17 protein-coding genes are annotated in these 15,802 nt (G+C 73.3%); 14 read left to right on the forward strand and 3 right to left on the reverse strand.

The genetic code is table 11. From position 1 onward, the window contains the following. The first annotated feature begins 6 nt into the window (after positions 1-6). Positions 7-1,239 (forward strand): radical SAM family heme chaperone HemW, encoded by a 1,233-nt coding sequence (hemW, locus tag ACIA5F_RS22560; RefSeq protein WP_399355684.1) that lies wholly within the window; start codon positions 7-9, stop codon positions 1,237-1,239. A 69-nt stretch (positions 1,240-1,308) separates the two neighbouring features. Here the strand turns inward: hemW and ACIA5F_RS22565 are convergent, their stop codons facing one another. Together ACIA5F_RS22565 and ACIA5F_RS22570 are read right to left on the reverse strand one after the other, a co-directional pair. Beyond that, positions 1,309-2,109: a DUF3097 domain-containing protein gene (locus tag ACIA5F_RS22565; protein WP_399355686.1), complete on the reverse strand. Its 801-nt coding sequence runs from the start codon at positions 2,107-2,109 to the stop codon at positions 1,309-1,311. Positions 2,110-2,138: 29 nt separating this feature from the next. Next, positions 2,139-2,870: an MBL fold metallo-hydrolase gene (locus ACIA5F_RS22570; protein ID WP_399355688.1), complete on the reverse strand. Its 732-nt coding sequence runs from the start codon at positions 2,868-2,870 to the stop codon at positions 2,139-2,141. A 172-nt stretch (positions 2,871-3,042) separates the two neighbouring features. Between ACIA5F_RS22570 and hrcA the strand changes: the two genes are divergently transcribed. The 13 genes from hrcA to era all read left to right on the forward strand — a co-directional run bounded on the left by hrcA (position 3,043) and on the right by era (position 14,927). Continuing rightward, complete coding sequence (hrcA, locus tag ACIA5F_RS22575) at positions 3,043-4,059, forward strand: heat-inducible transcriptional repressor HrcA (RefSeq protein WP_399355690.1); 1,017 nt, start codon at positions 3,043-3,045, stop codon at positions 4,057-4,059. Beyond that, entirely contained in the window at positions 4,060-5,199 is a 1,140-nt protein-coding gene (dnaJ, locus tag ACIA5F_RS22580; RefSeq protein WP_399355692.1) for a molecular chaperone DnaJ, read from the forward strand. Positions 5,200-5,390: 191 nt separating this feature from the next. Then, positions 5,391-6,482, forward strand: a complete 1,092-nt coding sequence (locus ACIA5F_RS22585) for a nitronate monooxygenase (protein WP_399355693.1) — start codon at positions 5,391-5,393, stop codon at positions 6,480-6,482. Continuing rightward, positions 6,479-7,222: a 16S rRNA (uracil(1498)-N(3))-methyltransferase gene (locus ACIA5F_RS22590; protein ID WP_399355695.1), complete on the forward strand. Its 744-nt coding sequence runs from the start codon at positions 6,479-6,481 to the stop codon at positions 7,220-7,222. Before ACIA5F_RS22585 ends, ACIA5F_RS22590 begins: the two co-directional genes overlap by 4 nt. Positions 7,223-7,327: 105 nt before the next feature. After that, positions 7,328-7,687, forward strand: a complete 360-nt coding sequence (locus ACIA5F_RS22595) for a histidine triad nucleotide-binding protein (protein WP_399355697.1) — start codon at positions 7,328-7,330, stop codon at positions 7,685-7,687. Positions 7,688-7,690: 3 nt separating this feature from the next. Beyond that, positions 7,691-8,596, forward strand: a complete 906-nt coding sequence (locus tag ACIA5F_RS22600; protein ID WP_399355698.1) for a ribonuclease Z — start codon at positions 7,691-7,693, stop codon at positions 8,594-8,596. Positions 8,597-8,786: 190 nt separating this feature from the next. Continuing rightward, a complete protein-coding gene (locus ACIA5F_RS22605; protein ID WP_399355700.1) occupies positions 8,787-9,911 on the forward strand; it encodes a PfkB family carbohydrate kinase in 1,125 nt (374 codons plus the stop codon). Positions 9,912-10,084: 173 nt separating this feature from the next. Beyond that, a complete protein-coding gene (locus tag ACIA5F_RS22610; protein ID WP_399355702.1) occupies positions 10,085-11,161 on the forward strand; it encodes a PhoH family protein in 1,077 nt (358 codons plus the stop codon). Between the two features lie 13 nt (positions 11,162-11,174). Next, positions 11,175-11,672: an rRNA maturation RNase YbeY gene (gene ybeY, locus ACIA5F_RS22615; protein ID WP_399355704.1), complete on the forward strand. Its 498-nt coding sequence runs from the start codon at positions 11,175-11,177 to the stop codon at positions 11,670-11,672. Further along, entirely contained in the window at positions 11,669-12,979 is a 1,311-nt protein-coding gene (locus tag ACIA5F_RS22620; protein ID WP_399355706.1) for a hemolysin family protein, read from the forward strand. Before ybeY ends, ACIA5F_RS22620 begins: the two co-directional genes overlap by 4 nt. Next, the gene (locus ACIA5F_RS22625) at positions 12,976-13,338 is read left to right on the forward strand and encodes an MmcQ/YjbR family DNA-binding protein (protein ID WP_399355708.1); all 363 of its coding nucleotides are present in this window, start codon (positions 12,976-12,978) and stop codon (positions 13,336-13,338) included. Before ACIA5F_RS22620 ends, ACIA5F_RS22625 begins: the two co-directional genes overlap by 4 nt. Before the next feature lie 97 nt (positions 13,339-13,435). Further along, positions 13,436-13,789, forward strand: coding sequence for a cytidine deaminase (locus tag ACIA5F_RS22630; protein ID WP_399355710.1), 354 nt, complete (start codon positions 13,436-13,438; stop codon positions 13,787-13,789). Between the two features lie 187 nt (positions 13,790-13,976). Further along, the gene (gene era, locus ACIA5F_RS22635) at positions 13,977-14,927 is read left to right on the forward strand and encodes a GTPase Era (protein ID WP_399355712.1); all 951 of its coding nucleotides are present in this window, start codon (positions 13,977-13,979) and stop codon (positions 14,925-14,927) included. An 87-nt stretch (positions 14,928-15,014) separates the two neighbouring features. On the opposite strand, the gene ACIA5F_RS22640 is transcribed toward era, so the two are convergent. Beyond that, a complete protein-coding gene (locus tag ACIA5F_RS22640; RefSeq protein WP_399355714.1) occupies positions 15,015-15,737 on the reverse strand; it encodes a class I SAM-dependent methyltransferase in 723 nt (240 codons plus the stop codon). Positions 15,738-15,802: the final 65 nt, after the last annotated feature.

Consider the following 15,802-nt stretch of genomic DNA (forward strand, 5'->3'; position numbering starts at 1 on the left):
GGAGCCATGCCTTCCGCACTGCCCGACGGTGAACCCATGCCCGAAGACGGCTCGCTGCCGTCGCACGCCCTGGCGGGTGCCGGGGACCGGCCGCTCGGGTTCTACCTGCACGTCCCGTACTGCGCCACGCGCTGCGGGTACTGCGACTTCAACACGTACACGGCGACCGAGCTGCGCGGGACCGGCGGGGTGCTCGCCTCCCGGGAGAACTACGCGGACACCCTGATCGACGAGGTCCGGCTGGCGCGGAAGGTGCTGGGCGACGACCCGAGGCCCGTCCGCACCGTCTTCGTGGGCGGCGGTACGCCGACCCTGCTGCCGGCCGGGGACCTCGTCCGGATGCTCGCGGCGGTCCGGGACGAGTTCGGCCTGGCACCGGACGCCGAGATCACCACGGAGGCCAACCCGGAGTCGGTGGACCCGCGGTACCTGGCCGAACTGCGGGCCGGGGGCTTCAACCGGGTCTCCTTCGGCATGCAGAGCGCCCGGCAGCACGTCCTGAAGGTGCTGGACCGCACCCACACGCCGGGGCGGCCCGAGGCGTGCGTGGCCGAGGCGCGGGCGGCGGGCTTCGACCACGTCAACCTCGACCTGATCTACGGGACCCCGGGGGAGTCGGACGAGGACTGGCGGGCCTCGCTGGCCGCCGCGCTGGGAGCGGGGCCGGACCACATCAGCGCCTACGCCCTGATCGTCGAGGAGGGCACCCAGCTGGCGCGGCGCATCCGGCGCGGCGAGGTCCCGATGACCGACGACGACGTCCACGCCGACCGCTACCTGATCGCGGACTCGGTGCTCGCGGAGGCCGGGTACGCCTGGTACGAGGTGTCGAACTGGGCCACCTCGGACGCCGGGCGGTGCCTGCACAACGAGCTGTACTGGCGCGGGGCCGACTGGTGGGGCGCGGGACCGGGCGCGCACAGCCACGTGGGCGGGGTGCGCTGGTGGAACGTGAAGCACCCCGGCGCGTACGCCGCGGCGCTCGCCCAGGGGCGCTCACCGGGCGCCGGGCGCGAGCGGCTCTCGGACGAGGACCGGCGCGTGGAGCGGATCCTGCTGGAGCTGCGGCTGGTGGACGGCTGCCCGCTCTCCCTGCTGGCCCCCGCCGGGCTGGCGGCCTCCGCGGGAGCCCTGGCGGACGGCCTGCTGGAACCCGGCCCCTACGCGGCCGGCCGGGCCGTGCTGACCCTGCGGGGACGCCTGCTGGCCGACGCGGTGGTCCGCGACCTGGTCGACTAGCCGGTCACCGGCCGCCGCGGCTGCCGGGCCCGTCCTCCCGGCCCGGCCCGGCCGTGGCCCGGCGCCGGGCTACGGCGCCGTGACGTGGTCGATCAGGTGTTCCACCGCGCCCAGCAGCGGCGGTTCCAGCTCCCGGTACGACGTCACGCGCGACAGGATGTGCCGCCAGGCGGCCCCGGTGTTCTCCGGCCAGCCCAGGGCCCGGCAGACGCCCGTCTTCCAGTCCTGGCCGGGCGGGACCACCGGCCAGGCCCCGATGCCCAGGGCGGAGGGTTTCACCGCCTGCCAGACGTCCACGTACGGGTGGCCCACGACCAGGACGTCAGGCGAGGTCACCGCCGCCGCGATCCGCGACTCCTTCGAGCCCGGCACCAGGTGGTCCACCAGGACGCCCAGCCGGGCGTCCGGGCCCGGGGCGAAGTCGTCGATGACCGCCGGGAGGTCGTCGACACCCTCCAGGTACTCCACCACCACGCCCTCGATCCGCAGGTCGTCACCCCAGACCCGCTCCACCAGCTCGGCGTCGTGGCGGCCCTCGACGTAGATCCGGCCCGCGCGGGCCACCCGGGCCCGGGCCCCCGGGACGGCGACCGAGCCGGAGGCGGTGCGCGACGGCGCGGACGCCGTACGCACGGGACGGACCAGGGTGACCACCGCGCCCTCCAGCAGGAAACCGCGCGGCTCCAGCGGGAAGACCCGGCGCTTGCCGAAACGGTCCTCCAGGGTCACCGTGCCCGCCTCGCAGGCCACCACCGCGCCGCAGAAGTCCGTTCCCGCCGACTCGACCACGAGGCCGTTCCCGGCCGCCACCTCCGGCACCGGCCGGGCACGCTTCCACTGCGGGGTCAGGTCGGGGGAGTATTCGCGCATCCTGCCCACGCTAGGAGACCGGGCCGCGCTCAGGCGGGCGACACGCCGAACCGGGCCGCCAGTGCGTCGCGCTGCGCGCGGACGAACTCCGCCCCGACCACCGCTCCGTGACCCGGCACGTACAGCGCGTCCCCGCCGCCGAGCGAGAGCAGCCGGTCCAGGGCCGCGGGCCACCGCCCGGGCACCGCGTCCGGGCCCGCCGAGGGCTCGCCCGACTCCTCCACCAGGTCCCCGCAGAACACCACCGGGCGCTCGCCCGGGACGAGGACCGCCAGGTCGTGCCCGGTGTGCCCGGGACCCGCCTCGGCCAGCAGCACCCGCACCCCGCCCAGGTCCAGCGTCCGCTCGCCCGACACCAGGTGGCCCGGCGCCACCAGCCGCTCCGCGGCCTCGGCCGCCTCCGCGGGGTCCAGCCCGTGCCGGACCGCGTCCCCGCGCAGCTCCTCGCGCCCGGCGGGCGTCGACAGCAGCCCGTCCAGCCCGGCCGCCCCGTAGACCTCGGCGCCGGGGAAGGCCGAGCCGCCCATGACGTGATCGAAATGTCCGTGCGTGAATGCGAGATGAGTCACGCTCCGGCCCGTCAGCCGCTTCGCCTCGGCCCGTACCCGGGCGCCCTCCCGCACACAGGAACCAGGGTCGATCACCAGGACGGATTCCTCGCCCACCACCAGTCCCACCGTGCAGTCCCACACCGGAAGCCGGCGCCGTCCGGCCCGTCCGGTCAGCCGTTCCCAGCCGCCCTCTTCCCATTGCGCTTCCATGCGGCGACGCTACCCTGACGGGCCGCCCTTGCTAGGGGCGTACCACCCCGCCGTACACTGACCGGGGGATCTCTGGCACTCGGACACTCTGAGTGCCAACGAACAGGCGTCACCACAGGTGTCACAGCAGGCGTCACAGAACGAACACGCATCACAGATGGAGGTGTGCGCGATGCTCAGCGAACGCAGACTCGAAGTGCTCCGCGCCATCGTCCAGGACTACGTCGGGACGGAGGAGCCGGTCGGCTCCAAGGCGCTCACCGAGCGGCACCGCCTCGGCGTCTCGCCCGCCACGGTGCGCAACGACATGGCCGTGCTGGAGGACGAGGGCTACATCGCCCAGCCCCACACCAGCGCCGGACGCATCCCCACGGACAAGGGCTACCGCCTCTTCGTCGACAAACTGGCGGGCGTCAAACCGCTGTCGACGCCCGAGCGGCGGGCCATCCAGAGCTTCCTCGACAGCGCCGTCGACCTCGACGACGTGGTCGGCCGCACCGTGCGGCTGCTCGCGCAGCTCACCCGGCAGGTCGCGGTAGTCCAGTACCCCTCGCTGACGCGCTCCACCGTGCGCCACGTGGAGCTGCTGGCACTGGCCCCGGCCCGGCTGATGCTCGTCCTGATCACCGACACCGGCCGCGTGGAACAGCGGCTGATCGACTGCCCCGGGCCCTTCGGCGAGACCTCGCTCGCGGACCTGCGGGCACGGCTCAACAGCCGGGTCGTCGGACGCAAGTTCACCGATGTGCCCCCACTCGTCCAGGACCTCCCCGAGTCCTTCGAGGCCGAGGACCGCGCCACGGTCTCCACCGTGCTCGCGACCCTCCTCGAAACCCTGGTCGAGGAGGCCGAGGAGCGGCTGATGATCGGCGGAACCGCCAATCTCACCCGCTTCGGACACGATTTTCCCCTGACGATCAGGCCGGTGCTCGAAGCGCTGGAGGAGCAGGTCGTGCTCCTCAAGCTGCTGGGCGAGGCCAGTGAGTCGGGAATGGCCGTACGGATCGGGCATGAGAACGCCTACGAGGGACTGAACTCCACGTCCGTCGTCTCGGTCGGTTACGGTTCGGGCGGCGAAGCAGTCGCCAAACTCGGCGTGGTCGGACCGACCCGCATGGACTACCCCGGAACGATGGGAGCGGTACGCGCAGTGGCACGTTACGTCGGACAGATCCTGGCGGAGTCGTAAGTGGCCACGGACTACTACGCCGTTCTCGGCGTGCGCCGCGACGCATCGCAGGACGAGATCAAGAAGGCATTCCGCCGCCTCGCCCGTGAACTCCACCCGGACGTGAATCCGGACCCGAAGACGCAGGAGCGCTTCAAGGAGATCAACGCGGCGTACGAGGTGCTCTCGGACCCGCAGAAGAAGCAGGTCTTCGACCTCGGCGGCGATCCGCTCTCCTCCTCGGGCGGCGGTGGCGGAGCCGGTGGCTTCGGGGCGGGCGGCTTCGGCAACTTCTCCGACATCATGGACGCCTTCTTCGGCCAGACCTCGCAGCGCGGCCCGCGCTCGCGGACCCGTCGCGGCCAGGACGCCATGATCCGCCTGGACCTGGAGCTGGACGAGGCGGCCTTCGGGACGACCAAGGACATCCAGGTCGACACGGCCGTCGTCTGCACCACCTGCTCCGGCGAGGGCGCCGCCCCCGGCACCTCGGCGCAGACCTGCGACATGTGCCGCGGCCGAGGAGAGGTCTCGCAGGTCACCCGGTCCTTCCTGGGCCAGGTCATGACCTCGCGCCCCTGCCCGCAGTGCCAGGGCTTCGGCACCGTGGTCCCGACCCCGTGCCCCGAGTGCGCGGGCGACGGCCGGGTCCGCTCCCGGCGCAGCCTCACGGTCAAGATCCCGGCCGGTGTCGAGAACGGCACCCGCATCCAGCTCGCGGGCGAGGGCGAGGTCGGCCCCGGCGGCGGCCCCGCGGGCGACCTGTACGTGGAGATCCACGAGCTGCCGCACCCGACCTTCCAGCGGCGCGGGGACGACCTGCACTGCACGGTCACCATCCCCATGACCGCGGCGTCCCTGGGCACCAAGTGCCCGCTGGAGACGCTCGACGGCCTGGAGGAGATCGACATCCGGCCCGGCACCCAGTCCGGCCAGGCGATCCCGCTGCACGGCCGCGGCGTGACCCACCTGCGCGGCGGCGGGCGCGGCGACCTGATCGTCCACGTCGAGGTCACCACCCCGAGCAAGCTGGACGCCCAGCAGGAGGACCTGCTGCGCCAGCTGGCCAAGCTGCGCGGCGAGGAGCGGCCGACCGGCCAGTTCGCGCCGGGGCAGCAGGGGCTGTTCAGCCGCCTGAAGGACGCGTTCAACGGCCGCTGACCACCGCGCCGTCCCCGCGTACGAGCCCGGTCCGGGAGCCCCCGGACCGGGCTCGCCGCATGTCCGGCGGGCGCCCGCGACCCCCTCCACCGGGCCGGCCGGAGGCCGGGTGCGGGGCACCGGGAAGTGGACTATGCCAGGTGAATGACATGATTTCGGCCCCGTGAGCGGTACATGGCACGATGCAGTCCATGTCCTCCGCACCGAACGGTCTCTCCCCCCACCCGATCGTGCAGGCACCCATGGCGGGCGGCGCCTCCTGCCCCCCGCTCGCCGCCGCCGTCTCCGAGGCCGGCGGGCTGGGTTTCCTGGCCGGCGGCTACAAGACCGCCGACGGCATGTACCAGGAGATCAAGCAGCTCCGCGCGCTCACCCGGCGCCCCTTCGGTGTCAACCTCTTCATGCCCCAGAGCGGCTCCGTGGACCAGGCCGCCGTCGAGACCTACCGGGGACAGCTGGCCGGCGAGGCGGGCTGGTACGGGATCTCCCTCGCCGCCGACGACACCCTCGGCACCTGCGACGACGGCTACGAAGCCAAACTCGCCCTCCTCATCGAGGACCCCGTCCCGGTCGTCTCCTTCACCTTCGGCCACCCCGCCCCCGAGGCCCTCGCCCGTCTGCGCCGGGCCGGCACCTGGACCGTCGTCACCGTGACCTCGGTCGAGGAGGCCCGCGCCGCGCGGGAGGCGGGCGCCGACGCGCTCTGCGTCCAGGGCTCCGAGGCGGGCGGCCACCAGGGCACCCACCGCGACGACCCGCAGACCGACGGCACCGCGGCCGTCGGACTGCTCTCGCTGGTCACCCAGGTGCGCGAGGCGGTGCCGCTGCCGATCATCGCGGCGGGCGGTGTGATGCGGGGCTCGCAGATCGCCGCGCTGCTCGCGGCGGGCGCGGACGCGGCGCAGCTCGGCACGGCCTTCCTGACCTGCCCGGAGTCGGGCGCGGACCCGCTGCACAAGGCGGCGCTGACCGACCCGCTGTTCGTCCGCACCGAACTGACCCGGGCCTTCTCCGGCCGCCCGGCCCGGGGCCTGGTCAACCGCTTCATGCGCGAGCACGGACCGTACGCCCCGGCCGCCTACCCGCAGGTCCACCACCTGACCTCGGGGCTGCGCAAGGCCGCCGCCGCGGCCGGGGACCCGCAGGGCATGGCCCTGTGGGCGGGCCAGGGACACCGGCTCGCGCGGACCCTGCCCGCCGGGAAACTGGTGGAGGTGCTCGCGGCCGAACTGGCCGAAACCCGCGGCGCGCCGGAGAACAACCAGATGAGGAGTACGTCATGACCGCCCCCGTCTTCGTCGTCGAGGAGGTCCCCGCCGGGCCGCGATGGGTCCTGGACGGCCCGGAGGGCCGTCACGCGGTCTCCGTCAAGCGGCTCAACCCGGGCGAGGCGGTGGTCCTCGCCGACGGCCGGGGCCGGTGGGCCGAGGCCGTGGTGGTCTCGGCGGAGGGCAAGGACCGGCTGACCGTGGAGGTCTCCGGGGTCTTCGAGGAACCGGCACCGGCCGTACGGATCACGGTGGTCCAGGCCCTGCCCAAGGGCGACCGGGGCGAGGTGGCCGTCGAGACCATGACCGAGACCGGCGTCGACGAGGTCGTGCCCTGGCAGGCCTCGCGCTGCATCACCCAGTGGCGCGGCGACCGGGGCGCCAAGTCCCTCGCCAAGTGGCGGGGCACGGCCCGCGAGGCGGGCAAGCAGTCGCGCCGGGTCCGCTTCCCCGAAGTCACCGAGGCCCTGTCCACGAAGCAGGTCGCGGCGCTGCTGGAGGCCGCGGAGCTGGCGGTCGTCCTCCACGAGGACCGCGACGCCCCCTCGGAGGCGCTGGCCACCCTCGCCCTGCCCGCCTCGGGCACGGTCGTCCTGGTGGTCGGCCCCGAGGGCGGGGTCTCCCCCGAGGAACTGGCCGCCTTCGCCGCGGCCGGGGCCCGGACCTGCCGGCTCGGCCCCTCGGTGCTGCGCACCTCCACGGCCGGCACCGCCGCGGCGGCGGTCCTGCTCGCCCGCACCGGCCGCTGGTCCTGACCGACCCCCGCCCCCCGGACGGTCCGGCCCGGTCACCGGCCGGGGGGGCCGGTGACCGGGCCGGATACGATGCCCGGACCGATCACCGTCACGGGAGGCGCACCAATGGCCGGGGAACCGCAGGCCGACTGCCTGTTCTGCAAGATCGTCACAGGGGACGTCCCGGCGACCGTGGTCCGGGAGACCGCGACGACCCTCGCCTTCCGGGACATCAACCCGCAAGCACCCACCCACGTGCTCGTGATCCCCAAGGTGCACTACCCCGACGCCGCGGCCCTCGCCGCCGCCGAACCCGGCATCGCCGCCGACCTGCTGCGCGAGGCCGGACAGGTCGCCGCCGACGAGAAGGCCGACGCGCACGGCTACCGGATCGTCTTCAACACCGGCGCCGGCGCCGGCCAGACCGTCTTCCACGCCCACGCCCACGTCCTCGGTGGCCGTGGCCTCCAGTGGCCGCCCGGATAGACCGTGTCCGTACGAGAGTTCGTGGTCCTGGGCACCGCCAGCCAGGTCCCCACCCGCCACCGCAACCACAACGGCTACCTGCTGCGCTGGGACGGCGAGGGCATCCTCTTCGACCCCGGCGAGGGCACCCAGCGCCAGATGCTCCGCGCCGGAGTGGCCGCGCACGACATCGACCGGATCTGCGTCACCCACTTCCACGGCGACCACAGCCTCGGCCTCGCCGGAGTGATCCAGCGCATCAACCTCGACCAGGTCCCGCACCCCGTCACCGCGCACTACCCCGCCTCGGGGCAGAAGTTCTTCGACCGCCTGCGGTACGCCACCGCCTACCGGGAGACGGTGCGCCTGAACGAGGAACCCGTCACCGCGGACGGGACCCTGGCGCACGGCGGCTCGTACACCCTGGAGGCCCGGCTGCTCTCGCACCCGGTGGAGTCCTTCGGCTACCGGGTCACCGAACCCGACGGGCGACGCATGGTGCCCGCCCTGCTCGCCCGCCACGGCATCGGGGGGCCCGACGTCGGACGGCTGCGGCGGGAGGGACGGCTGAACGGGGTGACGCTCGACGACGTCAGCGAGCACCGGCCCGGACAGCGGTTCGCCTTCGTCATGGACACCCGGCTCTGCCCCGGCGTGGACGCGCTCGCCGAGGGCTGCGACATGCTGGTGATCGAGTCGACCTTCCTCGACGAGGACCACCGGCTGGCCACCGACCACGGACACCTCACCGCCGGCCAGGCGGGCCGGGTCGCCCGGGACGCGGGCGTACGACACCTCGTCCTGACACATTTCTCCCAGCGCTACCCCGATCCCGACGAGTTCGGACGCCAGGCCCGCGCCGCCGGTTTCGAGGGCGAGCTGACCGTCGCCGCAGACCTCGCACGGGTTCCCCTGCCGAAGCGGGCGTAGCGCTCCGGCCGTCCGGCGGAACCCCGCCCGGTGGTGGGGCACGGACGAAGAACCCCCAGTGGGTGATGTGCGCCACACTGGTGGTGGCCCGGGTCCCCGCGGGCGCGACCGGCGGCGCCCCGCGGGCGCCCCGCGCGGAAACGATCCTCCGGGCCGTCGATCCGTACACGCAGCGAACGGGGAGTACACCGTGACCAGTCGGGACAGCCGTACCAGCCGCACAGCCTCCGTGGACCCGCTCGGCCCGCTGCGCGATCCGCACGGACCGGGCTGCGACGTCTTCCTGACCGGAACCGTCTTCCTCGACATCATCTTCACGGGCCTCGACTCGGCCCCGGTGCGCGGCACGGAGTCCTGGGCGCGCGGCATGGGCTCCAGCCCCGGCGGGGTCGCCAACATGGCGGCCGCCCTGGCCCGGCTCGGCCTGCGCACCGCGCTGGCCGCCGACTTCGGCGACGACCACTACGGCGAGTACTGCTGGGACGCGCTCGAACAGGGCGAGGGCATCGACCTGTCGATGTCGCGCACCGTCCCCGGCTGGCACAGCCCCGTCACGGTCTCGATGGCCTACGAGGGCGAGCGCACGATGGTCTCGCACGGCCACGAGGCACCCTCCCCCGTCTTCGGCGAGGAGACCCTGGACGCCACCGGCCCCGGACCGTTCCCGCAGCGCCCGCCGCTGGCCCGGGCGGCCGTGGCCTCGCTGGGGCCGGGCAGCGGCGAGGCCTGGGTCGGCGAGGCCGCGCGACGCGGCTCACGGGTCTTCGCGGACGTCGGCTGGGACGAGAGCGGCCGGTGGGACCTGAACGCCCTGGCCGACCTGGAGCACTGCGAGGCGTTCCTGCCGAACGCGGGCGAGGCGATGCGCTACACCCGGACCGAGTGTCCGAAGGCGGCGGCCCGGGCACTGGCGGAGAAGGTGCCGATCGCGGTGGTGACGATGGGGGCGGAGGGCTCGTACGCGGTGGACGGGCGGACGGGGGAGACCGCGCACGTCCCCGGGATCACGGTGGACGCGCTGGACCCGACCGGGGCGGGGGACGTGTACGTGGCGGGCTTCGTCACCGGGACCCTGGCGGGGTGGCCGCTCGCGGACCGGCTGGCCTTCGCCGGCCTGACGGCCGCGCTCTCCGTCCAGGAGTTCGGCGGCTCCCTGTCGGCCCCCGGCTGGTGCGAGGTGGCCCACTGGTGGCGGACCGCGCCGGACGGGCTGCGCGGCCGGTACGGCTTCCTCGACGACCTGGTCCGGCCGGGCTCGGCCCCCGCCACCCGCCGCCGGGCGGTGCCGACGATCGGCTTCCGCCAGTTCGCGTAGCCGGGCCGGTCGGGGGCGGGCCGGGGGAGGCGAGAGCCGTCCCCGGCCCCGCCCGGGGAGGGCGGGAAAACCCCTCGGGGACGGGGCGGTGGAGACGTAGGCTTGGTAATCCGGAGGCCGTCGAACGGCGCGGCCCCTCAGCGGGAGGTGTGCGCAGGCCACAGTGCCGGCCCATGACTCAGACACCGACAGCCCACACCCCCGCGCCGGGTCAGGCGCGCGCCCACTTCACCGTTCCGGCCACGCACCCGATGGTGACGGTGCTCGGATCGGGCGACGCCCTGTTGCGCGTGATCGAGGGAGCCTTTCCGAAGGCCGACATCCACGTGCGGGGCAACCAGGTCAGCGCGGTCGGCGAAGCGGCGGAAGTCGCCCTGATCCAGCGCCTGTTCGACGAGATGATGCTCGTGCTCCGCACCGGGCAGCCGATGACGGAGGACGCAGTGGAACGCTCGATCGCCATGCTCAAGTCGAACAGCAACGGCCGGGCCGACGGCCCGCGCGAGACACCCGCCGAGGTGCTCACCCAGAACATCCTCTCCAGCCGTGGCCGCACCATCCGCCCCAAGACCCTCAACCAGAAGCGGTACGTCGACGCGATCGACAAGAACACGATCGTCTTCGGCATCGGCCCCGCCGGTACCGGCAAGACCTACCTCGCCATGGCCAAGGCCGTCCAGGCCCTCCAGTCCAAGCAGGTCAGCCGGATCATCCTGACCCGGCCCGCCGTCGAGGCCGGCGAACGCCTCGGCTTCCTGCCGGGCACCCTCTTCGACAAGATCGACCCGTACCTGCGCCCGCTCTACGACGCCCTGCACGACATGATCGACCCGGACTCGATCCCCCGGCTCATGGCCGCCGGAACCATCGAGGTGGCACCCCTGGCCTATATGAGGGGCAGGAGCTTGAACGAGGCGTTCGTCGTTCTCGACGAGGCGCAGAACACCACCACCGAGCAGATGAAGATGTTCCTGACCAGGCTCGGCTTCGGCTCGAAGATCGTCGTCACCGGTGACGTGACGCAGGTGGACCTCCCGGGCGGTGCCAAGAGCGGGCTGCGGCAGGTCCAGGACATCCTCGAAGGGGTTCCGGACATCCACTTCTCGCGGCTCACGTCCGAGGATGTCGTCCGTCACAAGCTGGTCGGCCGTATCGTCGACGCGTACGAGAAGTACGACAGCCGACAGGACCGACAGGTCCACAACGGCCGTGACGGCCGCAGTGGCCGGGGCGGCGAACACGGGAAGTAGAACTCAGCGCACCATGTCGATCGACGTCAACAACGAGTCCGGGACCGAGGTCGACGAACGGGCGATCCTCGACATCGCCCGCTACGCACTCACCCGGATGCGGATCCACCCGCTCTCCGAGCTCTCCGTCATCGTCATCGACGAGGAGGCGATGGAGCAGCTCCACATCCAGTGGATGGACCTGCCCGGTCCCACCGACGTCATGTCCTTCCCGATGGACGAGCTCCGTCCGCCGGCGAAGGACGACGAGGAGCCCCCGCAGGGCCTCCTCGGCGACATCGTGCTCTGCCCCGAGGTGGCGAAGAGGCAGGGCGAGGACGCCCCGACGGGGCACTCCATGGACGAGGAGCTCCAGCTCCTGACCGTCCACGGGGTGCTGCACCTGCTCGGGTACGACCACGAGGAGCCGGACGAGAAGGCCGAGATGTTCGGCCTCCAGGCGGCCATCGTGGACGGCTGGCGCGAAGAGCGCGGCATCACGGGTCCCTCACCGGCCCCGACCGTCTCGTGAGCGCCCCCCAGCTGATCGCCGGGGCGGTGCTGCTGGTGGTCGTGGCCTGGTTCGCGGCCTGTGCCGAGTCCGGGATCGCCCGGGTCTCCAGCTTCCGGGCCGAGGAGGCCGTACGGGCGGGGCGGCGCGGCAGCGCGAAGCTCGCGCAGGTCGCCGCCGACCCGACCCGCTACCTCAACGTCGCCCTGCTGGTGCGGATCGCCTGCGAGATGGCGGCGGGCGTGCTCGTCACGTACGTCTGCCTCCACGAGTTCGGCGAGACCTGGACCGCGCTGCTCGTGGCCATCGGCGTGATGGTGCTGGTCTCGTTCGTCGCGGTCGGCGTCTCGCCCCGCACGATCGGCCGCCAGCACCCCCTGAACACGGCGACGGCCGCCGCCTACGTCCTGGTGCCCCTCGCCCGGATCATGGGGCCGGTCCCGCAGCTGCTGATCCTCCTCGGCAACGCGCTCACACCCGGGAAGGGCTTCCGCAAGGGGCCGTTCGCCTCCGAGGCCGAGCTGCGCGCGATGGTGGACCTGGCGGAGAAGGAGTCGCTGATCGAGGACGACGAGCGCCGGATGGTGCACCAGGTCTTCGAGCTCGGCGACACTCTGGTGCGCGAGGTGATGGTCCCGCGCACCGACCTGATCTGCATCGAGCGGTACAAGACGATCCGCCAGGCGACCACGCTCGCGCTGCGCTCGGGGTTCTCGCGGATTCCGGTGACCGGCGAGAACGAGGACGACATCATCGGGATCGTCTACCTGAAGGACCTGGTCCGCAGGACCCACGTCAGCCGTGAGGCGGAGACCGCGCTGGTCCCGACGGCGATGCGGCCGGCCGTCTTCGTGCCGGACACCAAGAACGCGGGCGACCTGCTGCGGGAGATGCAGCAGGTGCGCAACCACGTGGCGGTCGTCATCGACGAGTACGGCGGCACGGCCGGCATCGTCACCATCGAGGACATCCTGGAGGAGATCGTCGGTGAGATCACCGACGAGTACGACCGGGAGCTGCCGCCGGTCGAGGAGCTGGGCGGGGACCGCTACCGGGTCACGGCGCGGCTGGACATCACCGACCTCGGTGAGCTGTTCAAGGTCGAGGCGTTCGACGACGAGGACGTGGAGACGGTCGGCGGGCTGCTGGCGAAGGCGCTGGGCCGGGTGCCGATCGCGGGCGCCTCGGCGGTGCTGGAGCTGCCGGACGGGCGTCCGCTGCGGCTGACGGCCGAGTCTCCCGCAGGCCGCCGGAACAAGATCGTGACGGTCCTGGTGGAGCCGGTGGTCCCGGCGGACTCCCCGGACGGCGCGGGGGAGGGGCCGTGACCCCGGCCGCGCTGCGCGGCTTCTGCCTCGGTTTCAACGCGGCGGTGGAGGAGTTCCCGTTCACCCCCGAACTGTCGGCCTTCAAGGTACTGGGCAAGCTCTTCGCGCTCTCGGTGCTCGACGTGCGGCCGCTGAAGGTCAGCCTCAAGTGCGAGCCGGAGGAGGCGGTGCGGCTGCGGGAGCGGTACCCGGCCGTGGTGCCGGGCCGGCACCTGAACAAGCGGCACTGGAACACCGTGACCGCAGGCGGGCCGGACGGGCTCCCGGAGCGGCTGGTGCGGGAGCTGGTGGAGGACTCGTACGACCTGGTGGTGGCCGGGCTGCCCCGGGCGGAGCGGCTGCGCCTCGACCGGGCGTGACCCGGCGGGCGCGACCCGTCCGGCGGTGACCGCCGGGCGGTGACCGCCGGGCGGGGCCGGTGCGTGGCCGGCCGGGGGGCTCCCTATGCTTTCGCCCATGACCGACACCACCGGGATCGACCCCGAGGACAGCAAGATCATCACGCTGGCGCGCAGCGCCCGGGCCCGCAACGGTGTCCCCGAGGGGGCGGCGGTGCGCGACGAGACCGGCCGTACGTACGTCGCCGGGACGGTGGAGCTCGACTCCCTGAAGCTCAGCGCGCTGCGGACCGCCGTCGCGATGGCGGTGGCGAGCGGGGCCCGCTCCCTGGAGGCCGCCGCCGTCGTCAGCGAGGCGGACGCCCCCGACGCGGCCGACCGCGCGGCCGTCCGTGACCTCGGCGGCCCGCTGACCCCGGTCCTCCTGGCCGCCCCGGACGGCACCGTGAAGTCCACGACCCCGGCGGGCTGACCCGGAGCCCCGGTCCTGGCCGGGGCGGGCCCGCCCCGGGCCCGGCCGGGACCCCGCGCGGACCCTCTCCCGCGCCCTCTCCGGCCTCCCGGAAGGGCTCCTCGGGGGCCTTCGCGCGGGCGGCCGTGGGGCCTCCCGGGCGCCCGTGGCCGTGGCCTGGTCGGCGCCGGGGGCCGCATCGGGGAGAATGGCCCGTATGAGCGATCGTTCCCCCGAGCCCACCGCCCCGCACCGTGCGGGCTTCGCCTGCTTCGTCGGCCGCCCCAACGCGGGGAAGTCGACCCTCACCAACGCACTCGTGGGGACGAAGGTCGCGATCACCTCCAACCGGCCGCAGACCACGCGCCACACCGTCCGCGGCATCGTGCACCGCCCCGACGCCCAGCTGATCCTTGTGGACACGCCCGGCCTGCACAAGCCGCGCACCCTGCTCGGCGAGCGCCTCAACGACGTCGTACGGACCACCTGGGCCGAGGTCGACGTCATCGGCTTCTGCCTGCCGGCCGACCAGAAGCTCGGACCCGGTGACAAGTTCATCGCGAAGGAACTCGCGGGGATCAAGAAGACCCCCAAGATCGCCATCGTGACCAAGACCGACCTGGTCGATTCCAAGGTCCTCGCCGAACAGCTCCTCGCGATCCACCAGCTCGCCGCGGAACTCGGCTTCGAGTGGGCGGAGATCGTCCCGGTCTCGGCGGTCGGTGACACCCAGGTCCAGCTGCTGGCCGACCTGATCGCGCCGCTGCTGCCGGAGAGCCCGCCGCTGTACCCGGAGGGCGACCTCACCGACGAGCCCGAGATGGTCATGGTCGCGGAACTGATCCGCGAGGCCGCGCTGGAGGGCGTACGGGACGAGCTGCCGCACTCCATCGCCGTGGTCGTCGAGGAGATGATCCCGCGCGAGAACCGCCCGGCCGACCGCCCGCTGCTCGACATCCACGCCAACGTCTACATCGAGCGGCCGAGCCAGAAGGGCATCATCATCGGCCCGAAGGGCTCCCGGCTGAAGGAGGTCGGGATGAAGTCGCGCAAGCACATCGAGGCGCTGCTCGGGACCCCGGTCTTCCTCGACCTCCACGTGAAGGTCGCCAAGGACTGGCAGCGGGACCCCAAGCAGCTGCGCAAGCTCGGTTTCTAGTCGTTGAACCTCACCGGCCGCCGCATCCGTGCGGCGGCCGGTGAGGTCCGACGGGCCGGTGCCCCTTCCCGGCCGCCGCGGTGGCCCTCAGGCGGTACGCCGCACCTTCACCACGTTGTCCGCGAGGGTCCCCGCCCGGCCGTCGGGCTGGTGGTGGACCCGTACGTGTTCCTCCGCGAGGAGGACCTCCCAGGCGCCCTCCGCCAGCTCCAGCCGCGCCACGACCTCGTCGGGCGACGGGAACTCGACCCCCTGGTGCGAGGGCTCCTCGACCCACGACGGCCGGCCGCCGTGGCCGACGACCAGCAGGATGCCGCCGGGGGCGACGGCCGCGGCGGCGGTCCGCAGGACGTGCTCGCGGGGGAACTCCGTGTGGCTGTGCAGGAAGCAGGCCGAGACGAGGTCGAACTCCCCGGCGGGGAAGGACTCGGCCAGGTCGTGGCGCTGCCACTCGACGCGGTCACCGATCCCGGCCTCCGCGGCGTGGGCCGCGGCCCGTCCGAGGGCGACCCCGGAGACGTCGGTCGCGGTGACCTGCCAGCCCTGCCGGGCCAGCCAGACGGAGTCGGCGCCCTCGCCGCAGCCGAGGTCCAGGGCCCGGCCGGGGGCGAGCCCTTCGGCCTCGCGGATCAGGAGGGCGTTGGCCTCGCCGCTCCAGACCTGGTCGCGCTCGCGGTAGAAGGCGTCCCAGAACTCCTCCCGGTCGACCGGACCGGAGGAGGAGTCCGGCACCTGGCCGTGGTCATGGTCATGGTCATGGTGGTGACCGTGGTCTCGGGCGGGCGCGGGCGCGTGCGTGTGCTCGGGCATGGGGTCTCTTCCTCTGCGCGGACCCGTCTCCCCGGGTGCCGGTGGCGCCGATGGTCCGCCCGAAC

The sequence above is a fragment of the Streptomyces sp. NPDC051567 genome (assembly GCF_044454165.1).
Taxonomy (GTDB): domain Bacteria; phylum Actinomycetota; class Actinomycetes; order Streptomycetales; family Streptomycetaceae; genus Streptomyces.

Coding starts and splice junctions, on each gene's coding strand:
- ACIA5F_RS22595 (WP_399355697.1), top strand. CDS start 7,328: ATGGCCGGGGAACCGCAGGCCGACTGCCTGTTCTGCAAGATCGTCACA.
- ACIA5F_RS22630 (WP_399355710.1), top strand. CDS start 13,436: ATGACCGACACCACCGGGATCGACCCCGAGGACAGCAAGATCATCACG.
- ACIA5F_RS22570 (WP_399355688.1), bottom strand. CDS start 2,870: ATGGAAGCGCAATGGGAAGAGGGCGGCTGGGAACGGCTGACCGGACGG.
- era (WP_399355712.1), top strand. CDS start 13,977: ATGGCCCGTATGAGCGATCGTTCCCCCGAGCCCACCGCCCCGCACCGT.
- ACIA5F_RS22565 (WP_399355686.1), bottom strand. CDS start 2,109: ATGCGCGAATACTCCCCCGACCTGACCCCGCAGTGGAAGCGTGCCCGG.
- hemW (WP_399355684.1), top strand. CDS start 7: ATGCCTTCCGCACTGCCCGACGGTGAACCCATGCCCGAAGACGGCTCG.
- ACIA5F_RS22640 (WP_399355714.1), bottom strand. CDS start 15,737: ATGCCCGAGCACACGCACGCGCCCGCGCCCGCCCGAGACCACGGTCAC.
- hrcA (WP_399355690.1), top strand. CDS start 3,043: ATGCTCAGCGAACGCAGACTCGAAGTGCTCCGCGCCATCGTCCAGGAC.
- ybeY (WP_399355704.1), top strand. CDS start 11,175: ATGTCGATCGACGTCAACAACGAGTCCGGGACCGAGGTCGACGAACGG.
- ACIA5F_RS22610 (WP_399355702.1), top strand. CDS start 10,085: ATGACTCAGACACCGACAGCCCACACCCCCGCGCCGGGTCAGGCGCGC.
- ACIA5F_RS22590 (WP_399355695.1), top strand. CDS start 6,479: ATGACCGCCCCCGTCTTCGTCGTCGAGGAGGTCCCCGCCGGGCCGCGA.
- ACIA5F_RS22585 (WP_399355693.1), top strand. CDS start 5,391: ATGTCCTCCGCACCGAACGGTCTCTCCCCCCACCCGATCGTGCAGGCA.